Annotated in this window: 22 protein-coding genes; 9 read left to right on the top strand and 13 right to left on the bottom strand. The window is 43.2% G+C overall.

What is annotated here, in order from left to right; genetic code table 11:
- Window positions 1-39 precede the first annotated feature (39 nt).
- A complete protein-coding gene (locus HMPREF3034_RS07845; protein ID WP_062434580.1) occupies window positions 40-993 on the bottom strand; it encodes an NAD-dependent epimerase/dehydratase family protein in 954 nt (317 codons plus the stop codon).
- A gap of 194 nt (window positions 994-1187) precedes the next feature.
- Between HMPREF3034_RS07845 and kbl the strand changes: the two genes are divergently transcribed.
- Window positions 1188-2378 carry a glycine C-acetyltransferase gene (gene kbl / locus HMPREF3034_RS07840; protein ID WP_036900736.1) on the top strand — a complete coding sequence of 397 codons (1191 nt, stop codon included), beginning with the start codon at window positions 1188-1190 and terminating at the stop codon, window positions 2376-2378.
- Between the two features lie 82 nt (window positions 2379-2460).
- Here the strand turns inward: kbl and HMPREF3034_RS07835 are convergent, their stop codons facing one another.
- Window positions 2461-2823 carry a hypothetical protein gene (locus tag HMPREF3034_RS07835; RefSeq protein ID WP_036900738.1) on the bottom strand — a complete coding sequence of 121 codons (363 nt, stop codon included), beginning with the start codon at window positions 2821-2823 and terminating at the stop codon, window positions 2461-2463.
- 271 nt (window positions 2824-3094) lie between these two features.
- Between HMPREF3034_RS07835 and HMPREF3034_RS07830 the strand changes: the two genes are divergently transcribed.
- Window positions 3095-3727, top strand: coding sequence for an FKBP-type peptidyl-prolyl cis-trans isomerase (locus HMPREF3034_RS07830; protein WP_062434577.1), 633 nt, complete (start codon window positions 3095-3097; stop codon window positions 3725-3727).
- Between the two features lie 27 nt (window positions 3728-3754).
- Window positions 3755-4831 carry a chorismate synthase gene (gene aroC / locus HMPREF3034_RS07825; protein ID WP_062434575.1) on the top strand — a complete coding sequence of 359 codons (1077 nt, stop codon included), beginning with the start codon at window positions 3755-3757 and terminating at the stop codon, window positions 4829-4831.
- Between the two features lie 160 nt (window positions 4832-4991).
- Here aroC and HMPREF3034_RS07820 read toward each other — a convergent pair whose 3' ends face one another.
- From HMPREF3034_RS07820 to holA, 4 genes are all read right to left on the bottom strand, one after another.
- A complete protein-coding gene (locus HMPREF3034_RS07820; protein ID WP_062434572.1) occupies window positions 4992-5900 on the bottom strand; it encodes a dihydroorotate dehydrogenase in 909 nt (302 codons plus the stop codon).
- Complete coding sequence (locus HMPREF3034_RS07815) at window positions 5888-6664, bottom strand: dihydroorotate dehydrogenase electron transfer subunit (protein WP_036900228.1); 777 nt, start codon at window positions 6662-6664, stop codon at window positions 5888-5890. Before HMPREF3034_RS07815 ends, HMPREF3034_RS07820 begins: the two co-directional genes overlap by 13 nt.
- A gap of 117 nt (window positions 6665-6781) precedes the next feature.
- The gene (locus tag HMPREF3034_RS07810; RefSeq protein ID WP_062434585.1) at window positions 6782-7246 is read right to left on the bottom strand and encodes a helix-turn-helix domain-containing protein; all 465 of its coding nucleotides are present in this window, start codon (window positions 7244-7246) and stop codon (window positions 6782-6784) included.
- A 777-nt stretch (window positions 7247-8023) separates the two neighbouring features.
- Entirely contained in the window at window positions 8024-9055 is a 1032-nt protein-coding gene (gene holA, locus HMPREF3034_RS07805; protein ID WP_036900227.1) for a DNA polymerase III subunit delta, read from the bottom strand.
- Window positions 9056-9097: 42 nt separating this feature from the next.
- On the opposite strand from holA, the gene HMPREF3034_RS07800 reads away from it, so the two are divergent.
- Window positions 9098-9550, top strand: a complete 453-nt coding sequence (locus tag HMPREF3034_RS07800; RefSeq protein ID WP_036900225.1) for a type I restriction enzyme HsdR N-terminal domain-containing protein — start codon at window positions 9098-9100, stop codon at window positions 9548-9550.
- Between the two features lie 115 nt (window positions 9551-9665).
- On the opposite strand, the gene HMPREF3034_RS07795 is transcribed toward HMPREF3034_RS07800, so the two are convergent.
- On the bottom strand, window positions 9666-10127 hold the full coding sequence (locus HMPREF3034_RS07795) for an HD domain-containing protein (RefSeq protein WP_036900223.1): 462 nt from the start codon (window positions 10125-10127) through the stop codon (window positions 9666-9668).
- 160 nt (window positions 10128-10287) lie between these two features.
- The gene (locus HMPREF3034_RS07790; RefSeq protein ID WP_062434569.1) at window positions 10288-10761 is read right to left on the bottom strand and encodes a helix-turn-helix domain-containing protein; all 474 of its coding nucleotides are present in this window, start codon (window positions 10759-10761) and stop codon (window positions 10288-10290) included.
- A 347-nt stretch (window positions 10762-11108) separates the two neighbouring features.
- Here HMPREF3034_RS07790 and HMPREF3034_RS07785 point away from each other — a divergent pair, with 347 nt between their 5' ends.
- Window positions 11109-11912 carry a TerB family tellurite resistance protein gene (locus HMPREF3034_RS07785; protein ID WP_062434566.1) on the top strand — a complete coding sequence of 268 codons (804 nt, stop codon included), beginning with the start codon at window positions 11109-11111 and terminating at the stop codon, window positions 11910-11912.
- Window positions 11913-12057: 145 nt separating this feature from the next.
- Here the strand turns inward: HMPREF3034_RS07785 and HMPREF3034_RS07780 are convergent, their stop codons facing one another.
- The 5 genes from HMPREF3034_RS07780 to HMPREF3034_RS07760 form a co-directional block, all read right to left on the bottom strand.
- On the bottom strand, window positions 12058-12888 hold the full coding sequence (locus HMPREF3034_RS07780) for a zinc ribbon domain-containing protein (RefSeq protein ID WP_036900218.1): 831 nt from the start codon (window positions 12886-12888) through the stop codon (window positions 12058-12060).
- A gap of 3 nt (window positions 12889-12891) precedes the next feature.
- Window positions 12892-13680 carry a Nif3-like dinuclear metal center hexameric protein gene (locus tag HMPREF3034_RS07775; RefSeq protein WP_036900217.1) on the bottom strand — a complete coding sequence of 263 codons (789 nt, stop codon included), beginning with the start codon at window positions 13678-13680 and terminating at the stop codon, window positions 12892-12894.
- An 84-nt stretch (window positions 13681-13764) separates the two neighbouring features.
- Window positions 13765-14634: a DNA/RNA non-specific endonuclease gene (locus tag HMPREF3034_RS07770; protein WP_062434563.1), complete on the bottom strand. Its 870-nt coding sequence runs from the start codon at window positions 14632-14634 to the stop codon at window positions 13765-13767.
- Window positions 14635-14661: 27 nt separating this feature from the next.
- Window positions 14662-15432: an ABC transporter permease gene (locus tag HMPREF3034_RS07765; RefSeq protein WP_036900243.1), complete on the bottom strand. Its 771-nt coding sequence runs from the start codon at window positions 15430-15432 to the stop codon at window positions 14662-14664.
- Between the two features lie 27 nt (window positions 15433-15459).
- Entirely contained in the window at window positions 15460-16086 is a 627-nt protein-coding gene (locus HMPREF3034_RS07760; RefSeq protein WP_062434560.1) for an ABC transporter ATP-binding protein, read from the bottom strand.
- A gap of 523 nt (window positions 16087-16609) precedes the next feature.
- Between HMPREF3034_RS07760 and HMPREF3034_RS07755 the strand changes: the two genes are divergently transcribed.
- From HMPREF3034_RS07755 to secG, 4 genes are all read left to right on the top strand, one after another.
- Complete coding sequence (locus HMPREF3034_RS07755; RefSeq protein WP_036900213.1) at window positions 16610-17860, top strand: sigma-54 interaction domain-containing protein; 1251 nt, start codon at window positions 16610-16612, stop codon at window positions 17858-17860.
- A gap of 40 nt (window positions 17861-17900) precedes the next feature.
- On the top strand, window positions 17901-18377 hold the full coding sequence (locus tag HMPREF3034_RS07750; RefSeq protein WP_369793991.1) for an LptE family protein: 477 nt from the start codon (window positions 17901-17903) through the stop codon (window positions 18375-18377).
- Between the two features lie 69 nt (window positions 18378-18446).
- Entirely contained in the window at window positions 18447-19229 is a 783-nt protein-coding gene (locus HMPREF3034_RS07745) for a hypothetical protein (protein WP_062434557.1), read from the top strand.
- Complete coding sequence (secG, locus tag HMPREF3034_RS07740) at window positions 19226-19621, top strand: preprotein translocase subunit SecG (RefSeq protein ID WP_036900210.1); 396 nt, start codon at window positions 19226-19228, stop codon at window positions 19619-19621. The genes HMPREF3034_RS07745 and secG overlap by 4 nt, the downstream gene beginning before the upstream one ends.
- Window positions 19622-19675 lie beyond the last annotated feature (54 nt).

Raw genomic sequence — 19675 nt, 5'->3', positions numbered from 1 at the left:
AAGAGGGGGTATCAATTTTGACACACCCTCTTCATATGATTAAAGCAATTTCGCTGTTAGTTTTTCCAACATATCCGCCGTCATGGAATCCAAATCGTATTGTGGTTTCCAATCCCACTCGCTGCGTGCGCAAGAGTCATCCATACTATCGGGCCAACTATTGGCAATACGTTGCTTCATCGGGTCAACATCATACACCATTTCAAAGTCGGGTTTATGTTTGCGGATAGCCGCATAGATATTCTCAGGAGCAAAGCTCATGGCTGCAATATTAAATGCATTGCGATGGATAAGACGCGTAGGGTCGGCCTCCATCAAGCCGATAGCTGCATTCAAAGCATCGGGCATGTACATCATATCCATCAATGTGCCCTCGCCTATTGGGCAGACGAAACGCTCACCACGCACTGCCGAATAGTAGATATCGACTGCATAGTCGGTGGTACCACCACCCGGAGGAGTAACATAAGAGATGATACCGGGGAAACGAACGGCACGCGTATCAACACCATATTTATTAAAATAATAATCGCTGAGCAACTCTGTTGTCACCTTAGACACTCCATAGATGGTGCGTGGACGCTGAATGGTGTCTTGAGGAGTCATCACATGTGGGGTATTCGTACCAAAAGAGCCGATAGAACTAGGTGTAAAAACTGCACAATGATGCTCGCGAGCCACTTCGAGGATATTCCATAAGCCATCAATACCAATAGTCCATGCCAATCGAGGCTTGGATTCTGCTACCACAGAGAGCAACGCTGCAAGATTATAGATGGTATCAATATGATAATTGGCTACAACCTTAGCAATCAAGTCGGGACGCGTAACATCGGCTATAGCCGAAGGACCGGATTCTTTTAGTTCGCCTTTGGGTTCGGCACCGGGAATATAACCGGCCACTACATGTTCATTACCATAACGTTTTCTTAGCTCCATTGTAAGTTCAGACCCAATCTGGCCTGTGGCACCTACAACCAAAATATTCTTCATTGCCTAGATTACTTTTAACTATGATCTATTTAAGTTTTACGCTGCAAAGTAAATGCTATTTTTTGAGAATGCGAAGAGATTTTTTCTAAATAATAACCTTTGGAAGACCATTTAAACAAAAATAACAAAAAACACTTCCATATCAGGAAAATTATCTGTTCCTTTGAACCATATTTAATACCACTAATAGTAATATGTACGGAAAAATAAAAGAACATCTTTGCAATACGCTTGCCGAGATTAAAGAGGCCGGACTTTATAAAGAAGAACGACTGATTGAAGGCCCACAACAGGCCGCTATCAACGTAAAAGGACAGGAAGTATTAAATTTCTGCGCCAACAACTACTTGGGATTGTCTAACCATCCTCGCCTCATTGAGGGGGCAAAGCAGATGATGGATAAGAGAGGTTACGGCATGTCTTCGGTTCGTTTCATCTGTGGAACACAGGATATACACAAGGAACTGGAAACAGCTATCTCTGATTACTTCAAGACTGAGGATACTATCTTGTATGCTGCATGCTTCGATGCCAACGGTGGTGTGTTCGAACCATTGCTTACCGACCAAGATGCCATTATCTCCGATGCATTGAACCACGCGTCTATTATCGACGGTGTACGCCTGTGTAAGGCTAAACGCTATCGTTATGCTAACGCCAATATGGAAGAATTGGAGAAATGTTTGCAGGAAGCTCAGGCTCAAAGATTCCGTATCATCGTGACCGATGGTGTGTTCTCTATGGACGGAAACGTAGCTCCTATTGATAAGATTTGCGATTTGGCAGAGAAATACGACGCCTTGGTAATGGTAGACGAATCGCACTCTGCAGGTGTGGTAGGTGCTACTGGGCACGGTGTCAGTGAATTCTTCAACACTTATGGTCGTGTAGATATTTACACAGGCACACTGGGTAAAGCCTTTGGTGGAGCATTGGGCGGATTCACAACCGGTAGAAAAGAAATCATCGACTTGCTACGCCAACGTAGTCGTCCATACCTATTCTCCAACTCATTAGCTCCCGGTATCATTGGCGCGAGCCTTGAAGTGTTCAAGATGCTCAAGGAAAGTAACGAACTACACGACCGCTTGGTGGAAAATGTAGAGTACTTCCGCGATAAGATGATAGCTGCCAGCTTCGACATCAAACCTACCCAAAGCGCTATCTGCGCAGTGATGTTGTACGATGCTAAACTCTCTCAAGTATATGCAGCTAAGCTCCAAGAGGAAGGTATCTACGTAACAGGATTCTACTATCCGGTCGTTCCGAAAGATCAAGCACGTATCCGTGTACAGATTTCGGCAGGACATAACCGCGAACAACTGGACAAATGTATAGCCGCATTTATTAAGGTTGGCAAAGAATTAGGCGCATTAAAGGCCTAGTATTTGCCCTACCGTATAAAAATAAAAACTGCAAGCAATCTAGTAACTAGAAAGCTTGCAGCTTTTTATTTTCCTTTATTTATTAGTTGTTGATGCCACGATTGTTAAGTGTAGTGTTCAGCAACATCAGGTATTTGCGATACTGTCCCTCATCCAAAACGTAGTGCATATACTTCAAATCCTTTGCGATAGCCTTATCCTTCATGACTTTACGGTCGCTAACAGGAGCGTTGGCAGCATTCATCATCTCTACAGCGAAAGTCTTATGAATGTCTTTTACACCGTCAAGCTGGTCGATTGAGAGGCTCAAAGCATCAGCCAACTTGTTAAAGTTTACATTCATATTGTAAGCAGCAACAGTGTTAGTTGCATTTGTATTCTCTCCTTCTGCGAAAGCCATTGTCATACTTAGCATGGCTACAATAGTCAAAACAATCTTCTTCATAATCTTTTTACCTTTCTAATTTTTGTTATTATCCTTTGTCTTTTGACATTGCAAAGATAACAAGACCGCCCTTTTTCACAACCAATCTATCAAATTGTTTGCGATAACAGCATCTTTTATTGATTTGAATCAATATTATAATTACAGATTGTAACATTTATATAATCATAAAATATAGATTCTGCAAGTTTGCATAAGCACCATCGCTTATCTCGTTTTTTATTTGTACCTTTGTACCATTATACCCATATTATTAATTATATATTAGAAAATGGAAAATAACAACAAGTATATTGCTGTTGCATACAAGCTAACAACCATCGACGGCGAAGAGCTAGAAATGGTAGAAGAAGCTACCGTAGGGAAACCATTCCAATTTATTAGCGGATTCGGTGTCACGCTTGATAAGTTTGAGAAATCTGTAATTGACTTGGAAAAAGGAGCTGAATTCGATTTCACCCTCACTTCCGATGAAGCTTACGGAGAGTTCGAAGAAGAGCGTGTATTGGACTTAGATAAGAGCATTTTCAGCATTAATGGACACTTCGACCATGAGAATATCTTCGTAGATGCAATTGTTCCACTACAGAATGAAGATGGAAACAGATTCATGGGACATGTATTGGAGATTACAGATTCAACCGTAAAGATGGATTTGAATCATCCTCTTGCCGGCAAGCAACTCAACTTCAAGGGGCACATAGTAGAATCACGCGAAGCTACAAACGAAGAAATTGAAGGCATGATCAATCGCCTGAGTGGTGAAGGATGTAACTGCGGAAGCTGCAATCACAACCATGAACATGGCGAAGGTGGCTGTGGGCATCACCATGAACACGATGAAGGATGCTGTGGAAAGCACCATCACGATGGTGAATGCAGCTGCCATCATCATGATGAATAGTCACACTCCCATCATATTCAAAGCAATATGAGAAATACTTTTGGAAATATTTTCACCCTCACCACATTTGGTGAAAGCCACGGTATCGCTGTTGGCGGTATCATAGACGGTTTTCCGGCCGGTATAGAGATAGACCTTGAGTTTATCCAAAACGAACTCAATCGACGCCGTCCGGGACAAAGCAAGATTACTACCGACCGCAAAGAATTCGACCAAGTAGAGTTTTTAAGTGGCATATTTGAGGGAAAATCGACCGGTGCTCCGATTGGTTTTGAGGTTCGTAATCGCAATCAGCACTCCAAAGATTACGACAATATGCGCAATCTTTTCCGTCCTTCACATGCAGATTACACCTATTACAACAAGTATGGGAATCGAGATCATCGTGGCGGAGGGCGCTCTTCGGCTCGTATCACACTTGCCAGAGTCGTTGGAGGAGCGCTTGCCAAGCTTGCTCTCAAGCAACTGGACATCGACATCAAAGCCTATACTTCGCAGGTAGGCGACATTGCTTTGGACAGAGACTATCGCAAATACGACCTCTCTAAGATTGAAGACAACCCTGTAAGGTGTCCCGACCAAGAGGTAGCTGCAAAGATGGAAGAACTCATTAGAAGCGTTAAAAAACAAGGAGATACCGTTGGCGGCATCATCACATGCATGATAAAGGGTTGCCCCATAGGATTGGGAGAACCCGAATTTGGTAAACTCCATGCCCAATTAGGGGGTGCCATGCTCACTATCAATGCTGTCAAAGGTTTTGAATATGGCGAAGGATTCAATGGCGTATCGGCACGAGGAAGTCAGCAAAACGACGAATTCATCAACGTCGATGACCAAATTACTACTGCAACCAACCGTAGTGGTGGCATCCAAGGTGGTATCAGCAACGGCCAAGACATTTACTTTAGAGTGGCATTCAAGCCTGTTGCAACTATCTTAATGCCGCAAAATACAGTGGACAAACAAGGAAATGCTGCGATACTTGACGTACGTGGACGTCACGATTCATGCGTCTTACCACGCGCAGTACCTATCGTAGAGGCCATGACCGCCATGGTTTTACTCGACAACTATCTACTGAATCGCGCCGTTAAATGGTAAAAGCGAAGAAAAAAGACCTTACTACAAGGCTTTATCTACAAAATTATATGAAATTTACAACAACAATTTGCGGAATCGAGAGATTCCAATAATGTGTTTAGTAAAGTCTAGTTTAGTTTTTGTGTTGGTTGAGGGTGGCTCATAAGCCACCCTCATTTTTTTATTCTATTGCGCCAATTATCTCATTCACATCAGCAATACCATGCTCATCAAGCCACGCTTCAATACCATTACGCACCTTGATTGTGACAGCAGGATCGATAAAGTTAGCCACTCCTATCTCCACCGCCGTAGCACCACACATCATAAATTCTATCGCATCTTTGGCCGTAGAGATGCCTCCCATTCCCACTACAGGAATCTTTACTGCATGATATACATCGTACACCATACGTAAAGCAACGGGCTTTACAGCCGGCCCACTGAGTCCACCGGTACGAATACTCAACAGCGGTTTACGCTTTTCTATATCCACAGCCATTCCCATGAGTGTATTGATAAGCGACACACTATCGGCTCCCTCAGCTTCACAAGCACGCGCAATGTCCGCAATATTCGACACATTGGGCGAAAGTTTCACGATAATAGGTTTATGGTAAGCCTCACGCACAGCCTTTACGACACTGGCAGCACCGGCACATGTCGTACCGAAAGCCATCCCTCCATCTTTCACATTGGGGCAACTTACATTCAACTCTATCGCCGGAATACACTCCAAATCGTTCAGACGAGCAGCACATTCAGCATAATTCTCCGGTGAACTGCCACTCACATTGACTATCATATTGGTATCAATATCCTTAATTTCAGGATAGATATGCTCACAAAAGTAGTCCACCCCTTTGTTCTGAAGCCCCACACAGTTGAGCATACCCATCGCAGTTTCGGCCATACGAGGATAATCATTGCCCTCACGAGAGACCAAAGTCGTCCCTTTTACCACAATACCACCAAGTTCATTGAGCGGTACGAAATCAGCAAACTCAACCCCATAACCAAACGTTCCGGAAGCCGTCATCACCGGATTCTTCAACGACAAACCACCTATCTTGACTCCTAAAGCTGCCATAATAATCGATTAATATTCATCACCGGACCTTCTTTGCACACACATACATTGCCTTCATCGGTCTTCTCTACACAACAAAGACACGCTCCAAGACCGCAAGCCATCTGGTTTTCTAGCGATACTTCGCACATAATTTGATGCTCATGGGCATATCGAGCCACACTCAACATCATAGGCTTTGGCCCACACGTACCAATCTGGTCGAACTTTTCAGCCACCAAGACAGAATGATTGGTCACAAAACCTCGCTCTCCCATACAGCCGTCCTCGGTCGTTACACACACACGCCCATACTTATTAAACTCGTCTAGAAGCAACACATCTTTCGCAGAACGAGCGCCTAGAATGAACGTAGCCTCACACCCCATATCCTTCAATGCTTTTCCCCAGAACAGCAACGGGGCTACCCCCACACCGCCACCAATCAACAACACCTTCTTATCAGCAGATGCCGGCATAGAGAAACTGGTACCAAGCGGCAATACACAGTTCACCATATCACCTGTATTCAGACGCGCTAATTGACGTGTTCCGTCGCCTATGGCAGCCACTAGAAGCCACAACTCATTGCTATCTCTATCTACAAAACAAATGGAAATAGGACGCCGAAGAAATGTAGAAGGCGAATTGTCTACACGAACTTCAACAAATTGTCCGGGAAGCATATCAGGTAAAGCCTGTGAAGCAGTCAATTTAATAAGCACATGCTTATCGCTCAAAGCCTCTACAGAAGAAACCCGAAGGTCTAAAACGTATTTTTTCATCGATGCTTTTGGTATATATCTGCAAAGATAACTTAATTTAAAGCCAAATCAAAATATTCAGATTGAATTCTACACATATATATATAATAAGGTGGAATAGCAAAAGTCATAAATCAACTATTCCTTAGGGACAAACGTCTCCCATGTCTTATCGTCAAAAAAGATTCTTATTTCTGTTATTTTACGAGTCTTTTTGTCAAGAATATTAATAATATTTTTAGCTTGATTTGGAGTCATTTTAGGCACACGTTGAGCAGACGTATCGGTAAAGAGATCAGGTGTTGGAATTTCACCCTGAACCGAAAAATCCAACATACCACTAGCAGTGGAGGAGTGAGTTTCCTCCTTTGACTGTTCAACATTACTGCTCTCTGATTCATACATCGTCCCAGTACCAAACATCAACCAATCAGTAGAGATACTGGGAATTTTATTTTTGATGGCTTCTACAATATTGAGTGTCGGACGAGTACGTCCATTAAAAATACTACTCAACGATGCCGGAGACATCCCAATAAATTCTGCAAATTCTTGTTGAGTCATTTTTCGACTCTCCATAATATTCCTAATTCTATCCTTCATAATTGCTTCAATTTGGTGAGTAAGCCCCCAAAATAGGGCATTGACGTTAACTTTACAAAGGTAAAGTAAAAAAAACACATCACCAACAGTCTAATATAGTTTTTTAAAGTCTAAATTTAATATTTGTATTTTTAAATATTCAAATTTCAATACCATGATTGCCTAGGGTATACTTCGGTTTTGTATATTGTAAATTGAATCTAGTATTAATTAGCAAATTTTCTATTTAATATAAACAAATAATTATATGATATACAACAACTTACAGTTGTAATATAGTTTAAATAGTGTATATTACATCCTATATAGCCCAATATTTCGCATAAACTTCATGGCATTTAGTTTATTACAAATACATAAATAACTAGTTATCAACACATTATAATCAATATAAATGCATCGAATAAATATTTGTATACATACATATATTTATATATTTTGATTCATATATTCGTATCAACAAATCTAATTTACAATATAAAACAATCATTCTTATTCTCTTGTGTTTACATATTTAGATTTCAAAATCTAAATAACGACCATCCTATACAGCTTTCTAAATGCAAACAAACGTGAATAAAAAAGATACAAGAGGGTAAATATGACAAAACAAGCGTGGCTGCCATATTCCTAACAAGTGGCCGAAAAGCTACATATATGCGATTTTCAGAGGGGGTAAAATAGACCTAAATCCCCTATAACAAAGCATTTAGGCATAAAAAAAGTGCTCTTGAAGAGCACTCATTCTAGAGAAAATAAGAGATAAAAATGACCGTTTTAGTGCAAAATATAGAAAATAAGCTCTTTCATCAGGTCACCTGCAGAGGTGTTTGGATTGTCCAATCCCTTACTTTTACCATCTATTTCTCTTATTTTAGAAATTATCTGGAGAGTTTTCATCGCTGTATAATTTCTCATACCAGCGAGGTAATCTTTCACTGCCCACATACTCCTAAGATCTAAATGTCGAGCTAACTCTCCTTCATTAGTTTTGTTTGGAGCATAGTGAGCAATCATTAAATTTTCGAAGAAAGAGAACAGTAATGGCAAGAAAGCATAGAGTGAACCAGACTTAGGGTTTTTGTCAAAATAATTAATAATTTGATTTGCTTTATAAATGTCACGATTTATGATAGCATTTTTCAACTCGAATGCATTGAAATCTTTGCTCACTCCAATTTCTCTTTCAACAATTTCAGGGGTCACTCTCCTATCATCAGCCGAAAGAGAAATTAACACTTTATCCAATTCCGAAGTCAAACGATGCAAGTCAGCACCCACATGATCGGCAATCATCTGCGACGCTTTCTGTTCAATCGTTGCTTTCCTAGCCGACAAGTACGAAGTGATAAAACCGGGAAGCTGATAGTCTTTCAACTTCTTACTTTCAAAAACTACACCGGCAGCTTCCGCTTTCCCTACCCATTTCTTACGTCGGTCAAGCGTCCCATTCTTATGACAGAGCACCAAAATGGTCGACTTCACAGGTTTTTCCACATACTTTTCCAGTGCATCTGCACCTTTCATATCTTTAGCCTCTTTCACAATGACCACTCGATATTCCGCCATCATGGGATAACCTTTTGCCAAATCAACCACCTGAGCACCCGTAACATCAGCTCCAAACACCACTGTTTGGTTGAAATCACGCTCTTCCGGCTGCAATACGTGGTCGGCTATATAGTCTGCTATCTTATCTATATAGAACGATTCATCGCCCATCAATATATAAATAGGTGAAAATTTGCGAGCCACGAGGTCACGCATCAATGTTTCATAAGAAATTCCTGTTTGTCGTTTTTCAGCCATTTTTTACTTAACTTTGTCGTAGTTATCCACAAAGTTAAGAAAATGATTCCATTAAACCTGCCTCCATACCCCATAAAATTGTCGGGCACACAAGACAAGCCGACCATTTTCGACCTGCTCAGACGCCGCTATGTAGCCTTGACACCGGAGGAATGGGTGAGACAACACTTCGTACATTTTCTAATAGAACACAAAGGTTACCCCACTACCCTGCTGGCCAACGAGGTAAAACTCAACGTAGGTAACAAGACATTGCGTGCAGATAGCATATTATACGACACGTTGTTACACCCGCGTATGATTGTAGAATACAAAGCACCCCATATTACGCTCACACAGAAAGTATTCGACCAAATATCCGTTTACAATCTCATTCTACATGTAGATTACCTCGTTGTAAGCAATGGCTTACAACATTATTGCTGTAAAATGGACTACAAAAATCACCGATATGTCTTCCTTCAAGACATACCGATGTACACAGAAATGGGATAAACTCCTAACTCTTCACTCACTGCAGAGGCTTATCAGCATCACTGCCAAACCACTGCAAAAACGCTGGCGAGGCTTCGCAGCGATGCTGACATCCCCTTGCAGCAAAACAAGAGTACTAATCTAATATCTTACTGGTATCCTTTTCCAAGCCTCGAAGATACCTCCAACTATGCAAATATTTGCGCAATCGCCGGCAATCCTCTTCTGATAAATCGTTCAATCTACGTATATCCATGTTGTCTTCCAAGTCGGCTATCTTCACCTCTTTGCCCCGTTCAGACTGCTCTACTCGCAAAATGAAATCAGCATAACTCTCTCCTTCTTGCCGAGTCACAGCCAAAACATCGTCTACAACTTCTTGCGGAAATCCCATCGAAAGCAAATAGTCAGGCGTCACATCCGTATCCTCCAGCAGATCATGAAGCCACGCTACAATCTTCGTTTCATCCGCATAGCAGCGAGCAGCCACACGTTTCACATGCTCCACATACTTAGCTCCCCCTTTATCGGTTTGCCCTTGATGCTTCTCACCGGCCAATTTCATAGCCTTAGCACAAAGAATATCAACATTTCTCATAGTCGCATATTTTAATAACTTCACAAATATAGCAAAATAAGTTGATAAGTGTTCTCTTCCAATCGCTTTTTATTACAAGTAACATAAAAAGAAAAGGGCACGACCGACAAATCCGTCGGCCATGCCCTTGATGCTGTTTATTAATACTTTCCGTTCGTACTTAGACCGCCTGTTTAGCCGGTCTACCACGACGCCCCTGCTTCTTTTCAGACGCAGGTTCTACCTTCAAAAACTCCTTCTTATACTGACGAGGAGTCTTGCCCTGTAACTTAAAGAATGCACTATAAAAACTTTGACGATTAGAGAATCCTACCATCTCACTCACATCTTCCATTCTCAACTTGGCATAACGCCTGTCTGCCAAAATACTCATGGCCTCGTTAATGCGATAAGAATTCACTAATTCGCAATAATTCATATGAAAACGATCGGCACATACTGCCGAAATATACCTTACATTGGTAGCAAGATCGCTGGCAAGTTGCCTTGCGCTGTAAGCCTTATCCTTATACTTAGCTTCCAATACAATCTTATTACGAATCTTTTCATACAAATCGTCCTTTACATCGGGATTCATGTACGTGCGGTAAGCCGCTTTCTTCTCTTTTTTTTCTTTGATATTATACTTTGCCATCTTCCGCTAAAACTTAATTACCTTAAATCCACTTCATACAGTGGTAATACCTAACATGACCGACAAAATTAGTAAATATTTGACACATCTCACCATCTTAGTTTATTTTTTTTGATTATTAAACTCACTTTGCACATTTCTTTGAAATTGCAAGGTAGTCTACCTTTATTCACTTTCAAAACCTCTATGAGCTTTACTTCGGGCAATATGATACAATTTTCAACAAATGGCATACATTTTGCACTCACTCCATCAGTTGTCAATGACAACCTTATTATACAACAACATCAACGAGTAAGCACTTTGAAAATGCCACTCAGATTTACTTACAACAATCGTAACACACTATGGCAATAGGAAAATGGATAGGAGGATTTCTTGGTTTTATCAACGCGGGACCGCTCGGTGCACTCGCAGGATTTGCACTTGGCGCCCTCTTCGATGCCGGATTGGACGCTGTCAATACGCCTGATAACGAACCGAGGTACACGAACGACCAGCAACATTCAGCTCATCAACACGCATATCAACAGTCGTATGAGGGACAACGAAACTCCTTTCTATTCTCATTATTGGTACTTGCATCGTACGAGGTGAAAGCCGATGGCAAGGTAATGCACTCTGAAATGGAGTTGGTACGCAACTTCCTACGCCAGAATTTCGGCGAGTCTGCCGTACAACAAGGCGACCAAATCATGCGAAGACTGTTTGAACAGCAGAAACAAATGGGCGATATTGCTTATCGAAACATCATCGCCGACTCGTGCAGACAGATTGCCATGAACATGGACTACGCCCAACGATTGCAACTACTCCACTTTTTGCTGATGATAGCGCAAGCAGACGGCAGTGTCGTAACAGCCGAAATAGAGGCTATTCGATTCATGGGTAGGCAGCTCGGTATGGATCATGAAGATATCAACTCGCTGCTCAACATCGGCAAAAACAATCTCGATGCAGCTTATCAAGTATTGGGTATCACTCCTCATGCCACCGATGAGGAGATAAAAGTAGCCTACCGCAAGATGGCACTCAAGCATCATCCTGATCGCGTGGCAGCCCTCGGAGAGGATATTCGTAAAGCGGCTGAGATAAAATTACAGGAAATAAACGAGGCTAAAGAAAAGATTTACAAGGCTCGTGGATTGTAAATCGCGTATAAAAACAAAAAGACATAAGATTTACCAATGCTTCCATAACAGCCGAATATCGGCATAGATACATCGCTAAATCCTATGTCTTTTCATTTGAAAAGGGTATCATTGTATACCAATACCCTTCCTTATAGAGAACTAATTAATCCTCTTCTTCCTCTTTCTTGGTCTTACGGATGGCACGCTTACGCTTCGGTTTCTCCTCCATTTCTGCATGCTCAGGCTTTACACCTGCCAATTCCGGGTCAACCATGATACGTCCGCAATATTCGCAAACGATGATTTTCTTGTGCATTTTGATGTCAAGCTGGCGCTGTGGCGGTATCTTATTGAAGCAACCACCGCAAGCATCGCGCTGTACATACACGATTCCAAGACCGTTACGGGCATTCTTACGAATACGCTTGAAGCTGGAAAGCAGACGTGATTCAATCTTTGTTTCCAAATCTTTTGCTTTTGCTTTCAGTCTATCTTCTTCTTCACGAGTCTCTTGCATGATTTCTTCCAACTCGCTCTTCTTATGCTCCAAATCGGCCTCACGTTCTGAAATCAAAGCTTGAGTCTGCTCCAAACCGGCCTTCTTTTCCTCGATTTTGATGAGAGCCTCTTTGATTTTCTTGTTGCAAAGTTCGATTTCCAACGACTGAAACTCAATCTCTTTGGTCAATGTATCGTACTCACGATTGTTCTTAACATCGTTAAGTTGCTCCTGATAACGGTTTACACTAATTTCAGCCTTAGCAATTTCTTCTTTCTTTTGAGCCATTGCGTCCTTGAATTCGCGTATCTCTGACTCTATCTTTTCAACGCGAGTATTCAAGCCTTCTAGCTCATCTTCGAGGTCCTGAACTTCGAGTGGAAGCTCTCCACGGAGCGCTTTCTTCTCATCAATACCACTCAATGTGGCCTGCAACTGATAGAGGGTCTTCAGCTTTTCCTCTACTGACAAGTCTGTAGGATCTTTCTTTGCCATATATTATAAGTAAATTATAGGATTCGTATTCGTCTTTGCGAGATAGCAAACTACTCCCGGACACGCCTCCTCTATGATTGATTTAAATATTTCGTTGGTATATTGTTCGCTCTGATAATGACCGATGACAGCAATTTGTATCTCTTGGTCATGCCCAAAATACTCGTGATAGTGCATCTCACCGGTAATGAATGCATCAGCTCCCGCGGCTATAGCATCGTCCAACAAGAACGAGCCTGCACCACCACAGATAGCCACTCGCTTGATAGGACGGCGTAATAATTGATTGCACATCACGCATTCCACATCGAAAGTACGTTTCAAGAGCAACACCAAATCGTCTGCCGCCACCGGTGATTCAAATTCCGCTACAACGCCTTCACCACCATCTACTCCATCAACGGTCTTCGTTTTACCGAAGAAGACAGGGTTCACAAGCCCCATTTTCTGCGCAATCTTGAAGTTTACACCACCCATAGCGCTATCTATATTCGTATGCATCGACATGATAGCCACGTGATTTTCGATGGCCTTACGAACCGTCAATTGCACCTCGTTTTCATCTGTCAAGCAGCGCAGTTTATGGAAAATAAGGGGATGATGAGACACTATGAGATTGCAACCAAGCGCTATGGCTTCGTCAACAACCTTGGGCGTAACGTCTAGACACAATAAAGCCCCTGAAATTTCCGCTTCTGTTAATCCTACTTGTAAGCCGGCATTATCGTAGTCTTCTTGCAAGGGCAGAGGCGCGAATCGTTCAAGGGCATCAACCACCTGTTTTATTTTCATATTCAGCACTTTGCGAATGGCAAAGATACAGTTTTTTATTTACATTATCAACTCCAACCAATTATAGTTAACAAGTTTTAATATTTACCATTCATTTAGGTCGGCTTCCTTCTCCACTTTGGCCTCAATATCATCGGGCAAAGCCGAGAAAAAGTCAATACCCGTAATTCGTTCTATTTGATCGATGGAGTTTACGTAGTCTCCTTTGGGTCTGTTTCCACTCTCATTGCGATAAACAAACCCGATAGCCTTAGGCGTTCCCTCCATACACAGAACCACTTTAAAGAAGGCCTCAGGCACAGTTACCTTGTTCCGACCAATCGTCTTATGTTTCTTATCGAACAGAATTGGTCCGGCAACTACATACACACGACCAAATTCTTGTGCCCATCGCCGGCATTGCATTTCTAATTCATTCCAGTCACCGGTATTGAGTTGATGGTTTTGCGGACACACATTGGTCAGTAAGAACGATTCTTCCTGCGCCTGCCTGCTCCACTTATTATCGCCCGAAGGGCACATGTGACCACGGTCATAGCCCGAACGTGCATAGTCATACGTATCTACTCGTGGCCCTTCAGCCTCATCATCAGAGTGAAATTCGATTCCTTTACGCTTGTAAGGCCCCCTTGTATGGTCGGCCGTCAATTCCCATGCCACCCAGTTAGGAATACGCGTTTCCGGGTTATAAGACACCACATAGCCCGTCCGATGGAGTATCTGAGCAGGTAAACCGACTGGAGTTTTCTGTATAAGCATGCCAGTATCAACCACTACAGGCTCACTTCCCACTTTCCTTTCAACTTCCTCTTCTACCCTTTCATTGCTCGCCCATGCCTCTTTATCCTTGCTGATACCGGGCATCAACTGCCTATGTCCTGCCTTACCAAACTGACAACCGCACAACAAAGAGATGCCTACAAAGGCGTATATACTCAATAAATATCTTTTCATCGGATTCAAATTACAACATGAGAGGCTCTATGCCACATTCTTCAAACGGCCATATCCATCAAAGGCATACTTGCGAGCCACAAACAACGTTACCACCATCGAGATGCAAACACCCGCCAACGCTGCCACATGCACGAGGACTTCGAGTCCTACAGCCGTCCATGTATCGACGCCGGCTAGCAACAACATCCACATCATTACAGGTGCATGAGCCACCACGAGCAGCCCCATCTGAGCGAGACAAGGTGTCAAACTGCGTTGTAAAGCCCTGCGAATGAAGTAGTTCACGGCCTCACCATGCGTGGCTCCATTACCCAACAGATAGTCATAAAGCTGATGATGGTTTCTTATACCTATATAATATATATGTAGTGCTTTAGCATTTACTTCGAGCATTGAACCCAAAAGCAATCCCGTCAATGGTAAGAATATCTGCGCACTCAGCGGACTCTGCGAATTCAAAACTAGGAAAACAAAATACACCCCCACCACGATAGCAGCTGTAAACAGCCCGATGGAAGTAGGAATTATGAATCGCGCTACACTCAATTTAGCCCGCGTCAAAACCGATGCCGATGCCAATACCGCCACCAAGAGCACCCAAAGGATATTCAACGTAACGCTGTTCCACTTCATCAGTACATTGACAAAAACGCCCAGCAGCCCTACATAGACTATCATCTTGCCCACCGATACTGCCAATTGACGCATCAATCCCAAATTAAATTGGTATATCACGAACAGTGGTATCAACAATAATACCAATCCAAAAATCATTCCTCCTATCGTTATAGCCATTTCTTACAATATTATATCTCGTTTACTCTATCTCCATTCACTCAATGCCACATGCTTCTGACAGCCCGAATAGATGGTTCCATCGTTGCTTACGACCACCACGGCAGCCCCATTATCAGCCATCTGCCGCAATGCCATCATCACCAACTGACGATTCAACGATGCGTCCCATTCGTCTACAAGCACATATTTCTTTTTCGTTACTGCGATAAGGCTTATCATGATCCATTGCAACATGCCGCGTGGCACATCTTTCACACGCTTCTGGTAATAAGCCTTATCAATGCCCATGGCTCGCCATTGTGCCAACACATGGTCTTGATTCAAGCGGTGGGAAGCATTCACCTGCATGTAGAGATATTCTTCTATCAACTGCTCCACCGTCTCATCGGGTAAATCCAAATATTGCGGAACATACCCCATCTCTCTACGTAAATACGGTGCCGACCGCTCATCAAGCAAATCTCCATCGGTATTCACAAATCCCCTATCAAGCGGTTGCAATCCCATCAACACACGCAACAGCGTCGTTTTACCACTCCCCTCGCCACCTGTGACACACAGTATCTCCCCCTCATACACGATGAATGAGTGGTGAGGACTCAGCAACTCGCGGCCACCAAGCGTCAGCGATGGATCTTTTATCTCTAACATTACCAATAGCAAATGATACTGTATGCAAAGTTAAAGATAAAAAATGATTATCATGCCAACTCTACAAAACTTTATTGACAACTCGTCGGCAGGATTATGTTAACGGCATTCACCCTTACAGACTGGCAAAAGCTCTTTTATTAGCTTTGTAAATATGGTGTGTACACCGTCTCCTGTGCTATAACCCCCACCCCGAACTTTCCCCAAAAGAGAAAGAAAACAAAGAACTCATCAACTCAAAGACTTAAAAACAGAAATCTCAACTCGTCCACTTGTAAATCTAAATATTCTCCCTCTCCTTGGGAGAGGGCTGGGGTGAGGTTATTGCAGCGCCTCCTCAGCATCGCTGTCTCGGCTTTTCAGCAATGCTGCATGGGCTCGGCAGCAACATTGCCTCGGCTATGCAGCATGATGAGTTTTTTAGTTTGTCACCTTTACCTACACAAGATTGTTACCTAAAAATAGATAAATAAACTGCCAAAATTACAGACCTTTGGAATAAAATGCGTAATTTTGTCATCCAATGAATACATCCGAACTGCAAAAGATAAAGCAACGTTACAATATCGTCGGCAACTGCGACGGATTGAACAGAGCCTTAGATGTCGCCCTACAGGTGGCACCTACCGACTTGAGCGTATTGATAATAGGTGAAAGCGGTGTGGGTAAAGAGATTGTACCACGCGTGATTCACGACAATTCTCCGCGTCGCCGAGAGAAGTATTTCGCCATCAACTGTGGTTCAATTCCCGAAGGTACCATTGACAGCGAGCTGTTCGGACACGAGAAAGGTTCGTTCACAGGAGCCATAGGCGAAAGCGAAGGCTACTTCGGTACGGCCAACAAGGGTACCATCTTCCTTGATGAGGTGGGTGAACTGCCGCTTGCCACACAGGCTCGACTGCTACGCGTACTCGAAACAGGAGAATATATTCGCGTGGGCGGACAGAAAATTATGAAGACGGATGTACGCATTGTGGCAGCCACCAACGTAAATATGCGCAAGGCAGTGAGCGAAGGTCGCTTCCGCGAAGACCTATTTTATCGTTTGAACACCATTCCTATTCAAATGCCGCCACTACGCTCTCGTGGCGAAGACATTATTTTGTTGTTTCGCTTGTTTGCCATGCAAATGGCCGAGAAGTATCGACTTCCCAAGGTAACACTGACCGACGGAGCCAAACAAATCATGCTCAAATATAAGTGGCCGGGCAACGTCCGCCAGCTCAAAAACATCACCGAGCAGATGTCTATACTCAGTGAGAAGCGCGAAATAGACGAAGAGACCCTGCTACACTTTATTCCCCAAGATGTGGAGAGTACGCAGTTGGCCACCATAGCCAAGCCCGGTGCACACTCATACGAGAGCGAACGCGAGATACTTTATAAGATATTGTACGAGCTACGGGGCAATGTGGGCGACCTACGTCGCGACATGAACAACCTGCGCAAGCAGTTCGACGAGCTCCACCATCTAGCCGGAGCAGGCGGATTCAATAGTACACTACCCGTAAACGACGCTCCATTGATACCCGCCACAGCCACACCTTATCCCGTGGTAGCAGCTCCTAGAGGCACGGCGGCAGAAGAAGCGGTGGCCGAAGAGATAGAAGAACCGGAGAGTTTGAACTTGAGCGACCTTGGCCGACAGATGGTTGAGAAAGCCTTGGAGCGCAATGGAGGCAACCGAAAAAAGGCTGCCATAGAACTAGGAATATCCGACAGAACACTCTATAGAAGAATCAAACAATATGGTTTGGAAAGCAATAAATAGTTTACAACACCCTCGAAAGGCAGCAGCCATCACGCTATGCATGGCTTTATTGCTCTCCGCATGCTCCATCAGTTACAAGTTTAACGGTTCGAGCATCGACTATACGAAGACCAAGACCATTCAGATCGTCGAGTTCCCTATTCGTAGTAGCTACGTGTGGGGACCTATGGCGTCGATGTTCAACAACAAACTGAAAGATAAATTTGCCGACCACACTCGCCTCATTCAAGTGAAACGCAACGGCGACTTGAAGATAGAAGGTGAGATTTCGCAATACAACCAGCGCAACAAATCGGTATCAAGCGAAGGTAAATCAGCCCAAGTAGAATTGTCTATCACGGTGAATGTACGCTTTACAAACCGTGTGAACCATCACGAAGACTTTGAACGTTCGTTCACATCTACCGCCACTTACGAGTCTACACGAAGCTTGAACTCGGTACAAGAGGAACTAGTAACACAGATGATTGAAGACATAACTGAACAAATATTCAACGCAACAGTAGCCAACTGGTAATATCATATAAGGAAAGCACAGTTGTCTTATACGTTCAAAACGCCAAAGACAGCACTGCGAAAAATAGAAATGGAAATTCAACAGCTCATACAACATCCGGAACTGATGGACAAGGAGACCCTCTACGATCTCCGAAGTCTACTGGCACTACACCCCTATTACCAGACCGCACGTCTGCTGATGTTGCAGAATCTCTATTTACTACACGATGCAACCTTCGACGAAGAATTGCGTAGTGCTGCTCTCTATGTGACCGACCGTCGCAAAATTTTCGACATGATTGAGGCCACTCACTACAAAATTCGCCCTCAACGGTCGGCTCTCACAGCTAAAAACAAACAAGAAGAGCAGCCTTTGGAAGACCGCACCACAGCACTTATCGACAGTTTCTTGGATTCCATCCCCTCGGAAAAAGAACAGGAAACCGACAAGAAAGCAAAGCGCAAACCCACTCCGGCCGACGCAGCTGTAGACTACGTGGCCTACTTATTGGAGACAGAAACGGAAGAAGAACACATTGTCGAGGGCGAGGATAAGCCCCAATTACGAGGCCAAAGCCTCATCGATAACTTCATTAATAATGAAAAAGGGAAAATTCAACTGAAAGAAGAACCGGAATTCGTACCTGAGATAGAAGACACTTCTGATGACGAATCGAGCCCTACCGATGAGGGATATTTCACCGAAACACTGGCCAAGATCTATATTAAACAAGGTAGATATGAGAAAGCTCTCGAAATAATTAAGCGTTTAGATTTGAATTATCCAAAAAAAAATGCTTACTTTGCAGACCAAATACGATTCTTAGAAAAATTGATAATAAACAATAAAAACAAAATAACAACAAAATGATTTACACACTTTTCGTAATTCTGATAGTTTTGGCATCCATCCTCATGGTTGCTGTCGTATTGATTCAGGAGTCAAAGGGCGGTGGTCTATCGTCTAATTTCTCCTCTTCAAACACCATCATGGGTGTTCGCAAAACCACTGATGTCGTGGAGAAAACCACTTGGGGACTCGCCGCAGCTATGGTTCTCTTCAGCATCGTTTGTGCCTATGTAGCTCCTCAGGCAACAACCGACCAGAGCGTTATGGAGCAGAGTGCAACAGAGACTCAGACTACCAATCCTACCAATACACAGGGCTTTGGCGCCAGCCAACAGCAGACAGCTCCGGCCGCTAGTGGCCAACAGGGTACACCGGCTGCTGCTCCTAAGGCTCCAACGACTCCTGCAAAATAATTCTGCAAAAAGTAGCAGATTTATTTGGCGAGTTCAAATAATTCTGCTACCTTT

This window comes from Prevotella sp. DNF00663 (assembly GCF_001553265.1).
In the GTDB taxonomy this organism is placed as follows: domain Bacteria; phylum Bacteroidota; class Bacteroidia; order Bacteroidales; family Bacteroidaceae; genus Prevotella.
Note: the sequence above shows the minus strand (reverse complement) of the source record. Positions and strands in the feature narration are given on the sequence as shown.

Excerpts from the sequence above, each read along its gene's own strand:
- HMPREF3034_RS07845 (WP_062434580.1), bottom strand. The coding sequence starts at position 993 with ATGAAGAATATTTTGGTTGTAGGTGCCACAGGCCAGATTGGGTCTGAA.
- kbl (WP_036900736.1), top strand. The coding sequence starts at position 1,188 with ATGTACGGAAAAATAAAAGAACATCTTTGCAATACGCTTGCCGAGATT.
- HMPREF3034_RS07835 (WP_036900738.1), bottom strand. The coding sequence starts at position 2,823 with ATGAAGAAGATTGTTTTGACTATTGTAGCCATGCTAAGTATGACAATG.
- HMPREF3034_RS07830 (WP_062434577.1), top strand. The coding sequence starts at position 3,095 with ATGGAAAATAACAACAAGTATATTGCTGTTGCATACAAGCTAACAACC.
- aroC (WP_062434575.1), top strand. The coding sequence starts at position 3,755 with ATGAGAAATACTTTTGGAAATATTTTCACCCTCACCACATTTGGTGAA.
- HMPREF3034_RS07820 (WP_062434572.1), bottom strand. The coding sequence starts at position 5,900 with ATGGCAGCTTTAGGAGTCAAGATAGGTGGTTTGTCGTTGAAGAATCCG.
- HMPREF3034_RS07815 (WP_036900228.1), bottom strand. The coding sequence starts at position 6,664 with ATGAAAAAATACGTTTTAGACCTTCGGGTTTCTTCTGTAGAGGCTTTG.
- HMPREF3034_RS07810 (WP_062434585.1), bottom strand. The coding sequence starts at position 7,246 with ATGAAGGATAGAATTAGGAATATTATGGAGAGTCGAAAAATGACTCAA.
- holA (WP_036900227.1), bottom strand. The coding sequence starts at position 9,055 with ATGGCTGAAAAACGACAAACAGGAATTTCTTATGAAACATTGATGCGT.
- HMPREF3034_RS07800 (WP_036900225.1), top strand. The coding sequence starts at position 9,098 with ATGATTCCATTAAACCTGCCTCCATACCCCATAAAATTGTCGGGCACA.
- HMPREF3034_RS07795 (WP_036900223.1), bottom strand. The coding sequence starts at position 10,127 with ATGAGAAATGTTGATATTCTTTGTGCTAAGGCTATGAAATTGGCCGGT.
- HMPREF3034_RS07790 (WP_062434569.1), bottom strand. The coding sequence starts at position 10,761 with ATGGCAAAGTATAATATCAAAGAAAAAAAAGAGAAGAAAGCGGCTTAC.
- HMPREF3034_RS07785 (WP_062434566.1), top strand. The coding sequence starts at position 11,109 with ATGGCAATAGGAAAATGGATAGGAGGATTTCTTGGTTTTATCAACGCG.
- HMPREF3034_RS07780 (WP_036900218.1), bottom strand. The coding sequence starts at position 12,888 with ATGGCAAAGAAAGATCCTACAGACTTGTCAGTAGAGGAAAAGCTGAAG.
- HMPREF3034_RS07775 (WP_036900217.1), bottom strand. The coding sequence starts at position 13,680 with ATGAAAATAAAACAGGTGGTTGATGCCCTTGAACGATTCGCGCCTCTG.
- HMPREF3034_RS07770 (WP_062434563.1), bottom strand. The coding sequence starts at position 14,634 with ATGAAAAGATATTTATTGAGTATATACGCCTTTGTAGGCATCTCTTTG.
- HMPREF3034_RS07765 (WP_036900243.1), bottom strand. The coding sequence starts at position 15,432 with ATGGCTATAACGATAGGAGGAATGATTTTTGGATTGGTATTATTGTTG.
- HMPREF3034_RS07760 (WP_062434560.1), bottom strand. The coding sequence starts at position 16,086 with ATGTTAGAGATAAAAGATCCATCGCTGACGCTTGGTGGCCGCGAGTTG.
- HMPREF3034_RS07755 (WP_036900213.1), top strand. The coding sequence starts at position 16,610 with ATGAATACATCCGAACTGCAAAAGATAAAGCAACGTTACAATATCGTC.
- HMPREF3034_RS07750 (WP_369793991.1), top strand. The coding sequence starts at position 17,901 with ATGGCTTTATTGCTCTCCGCATGCTCCATCAGTTACAAGTTTAACGGT.
- HMPREF3034_RS07745 (WP_062434557.1), top strand. The coding sequence starts at position 18,447 with ATGGAAATTCAACAGCTCATACAACATCCGGAACTGATGGACAAGGAG.
- secG (WP_036900210.1), top strand. The coding sequence starts at position 19,226 with ATGATTTACACACTTTTCGTAATTCTGATAGTTTTGGCATCCATCCTC.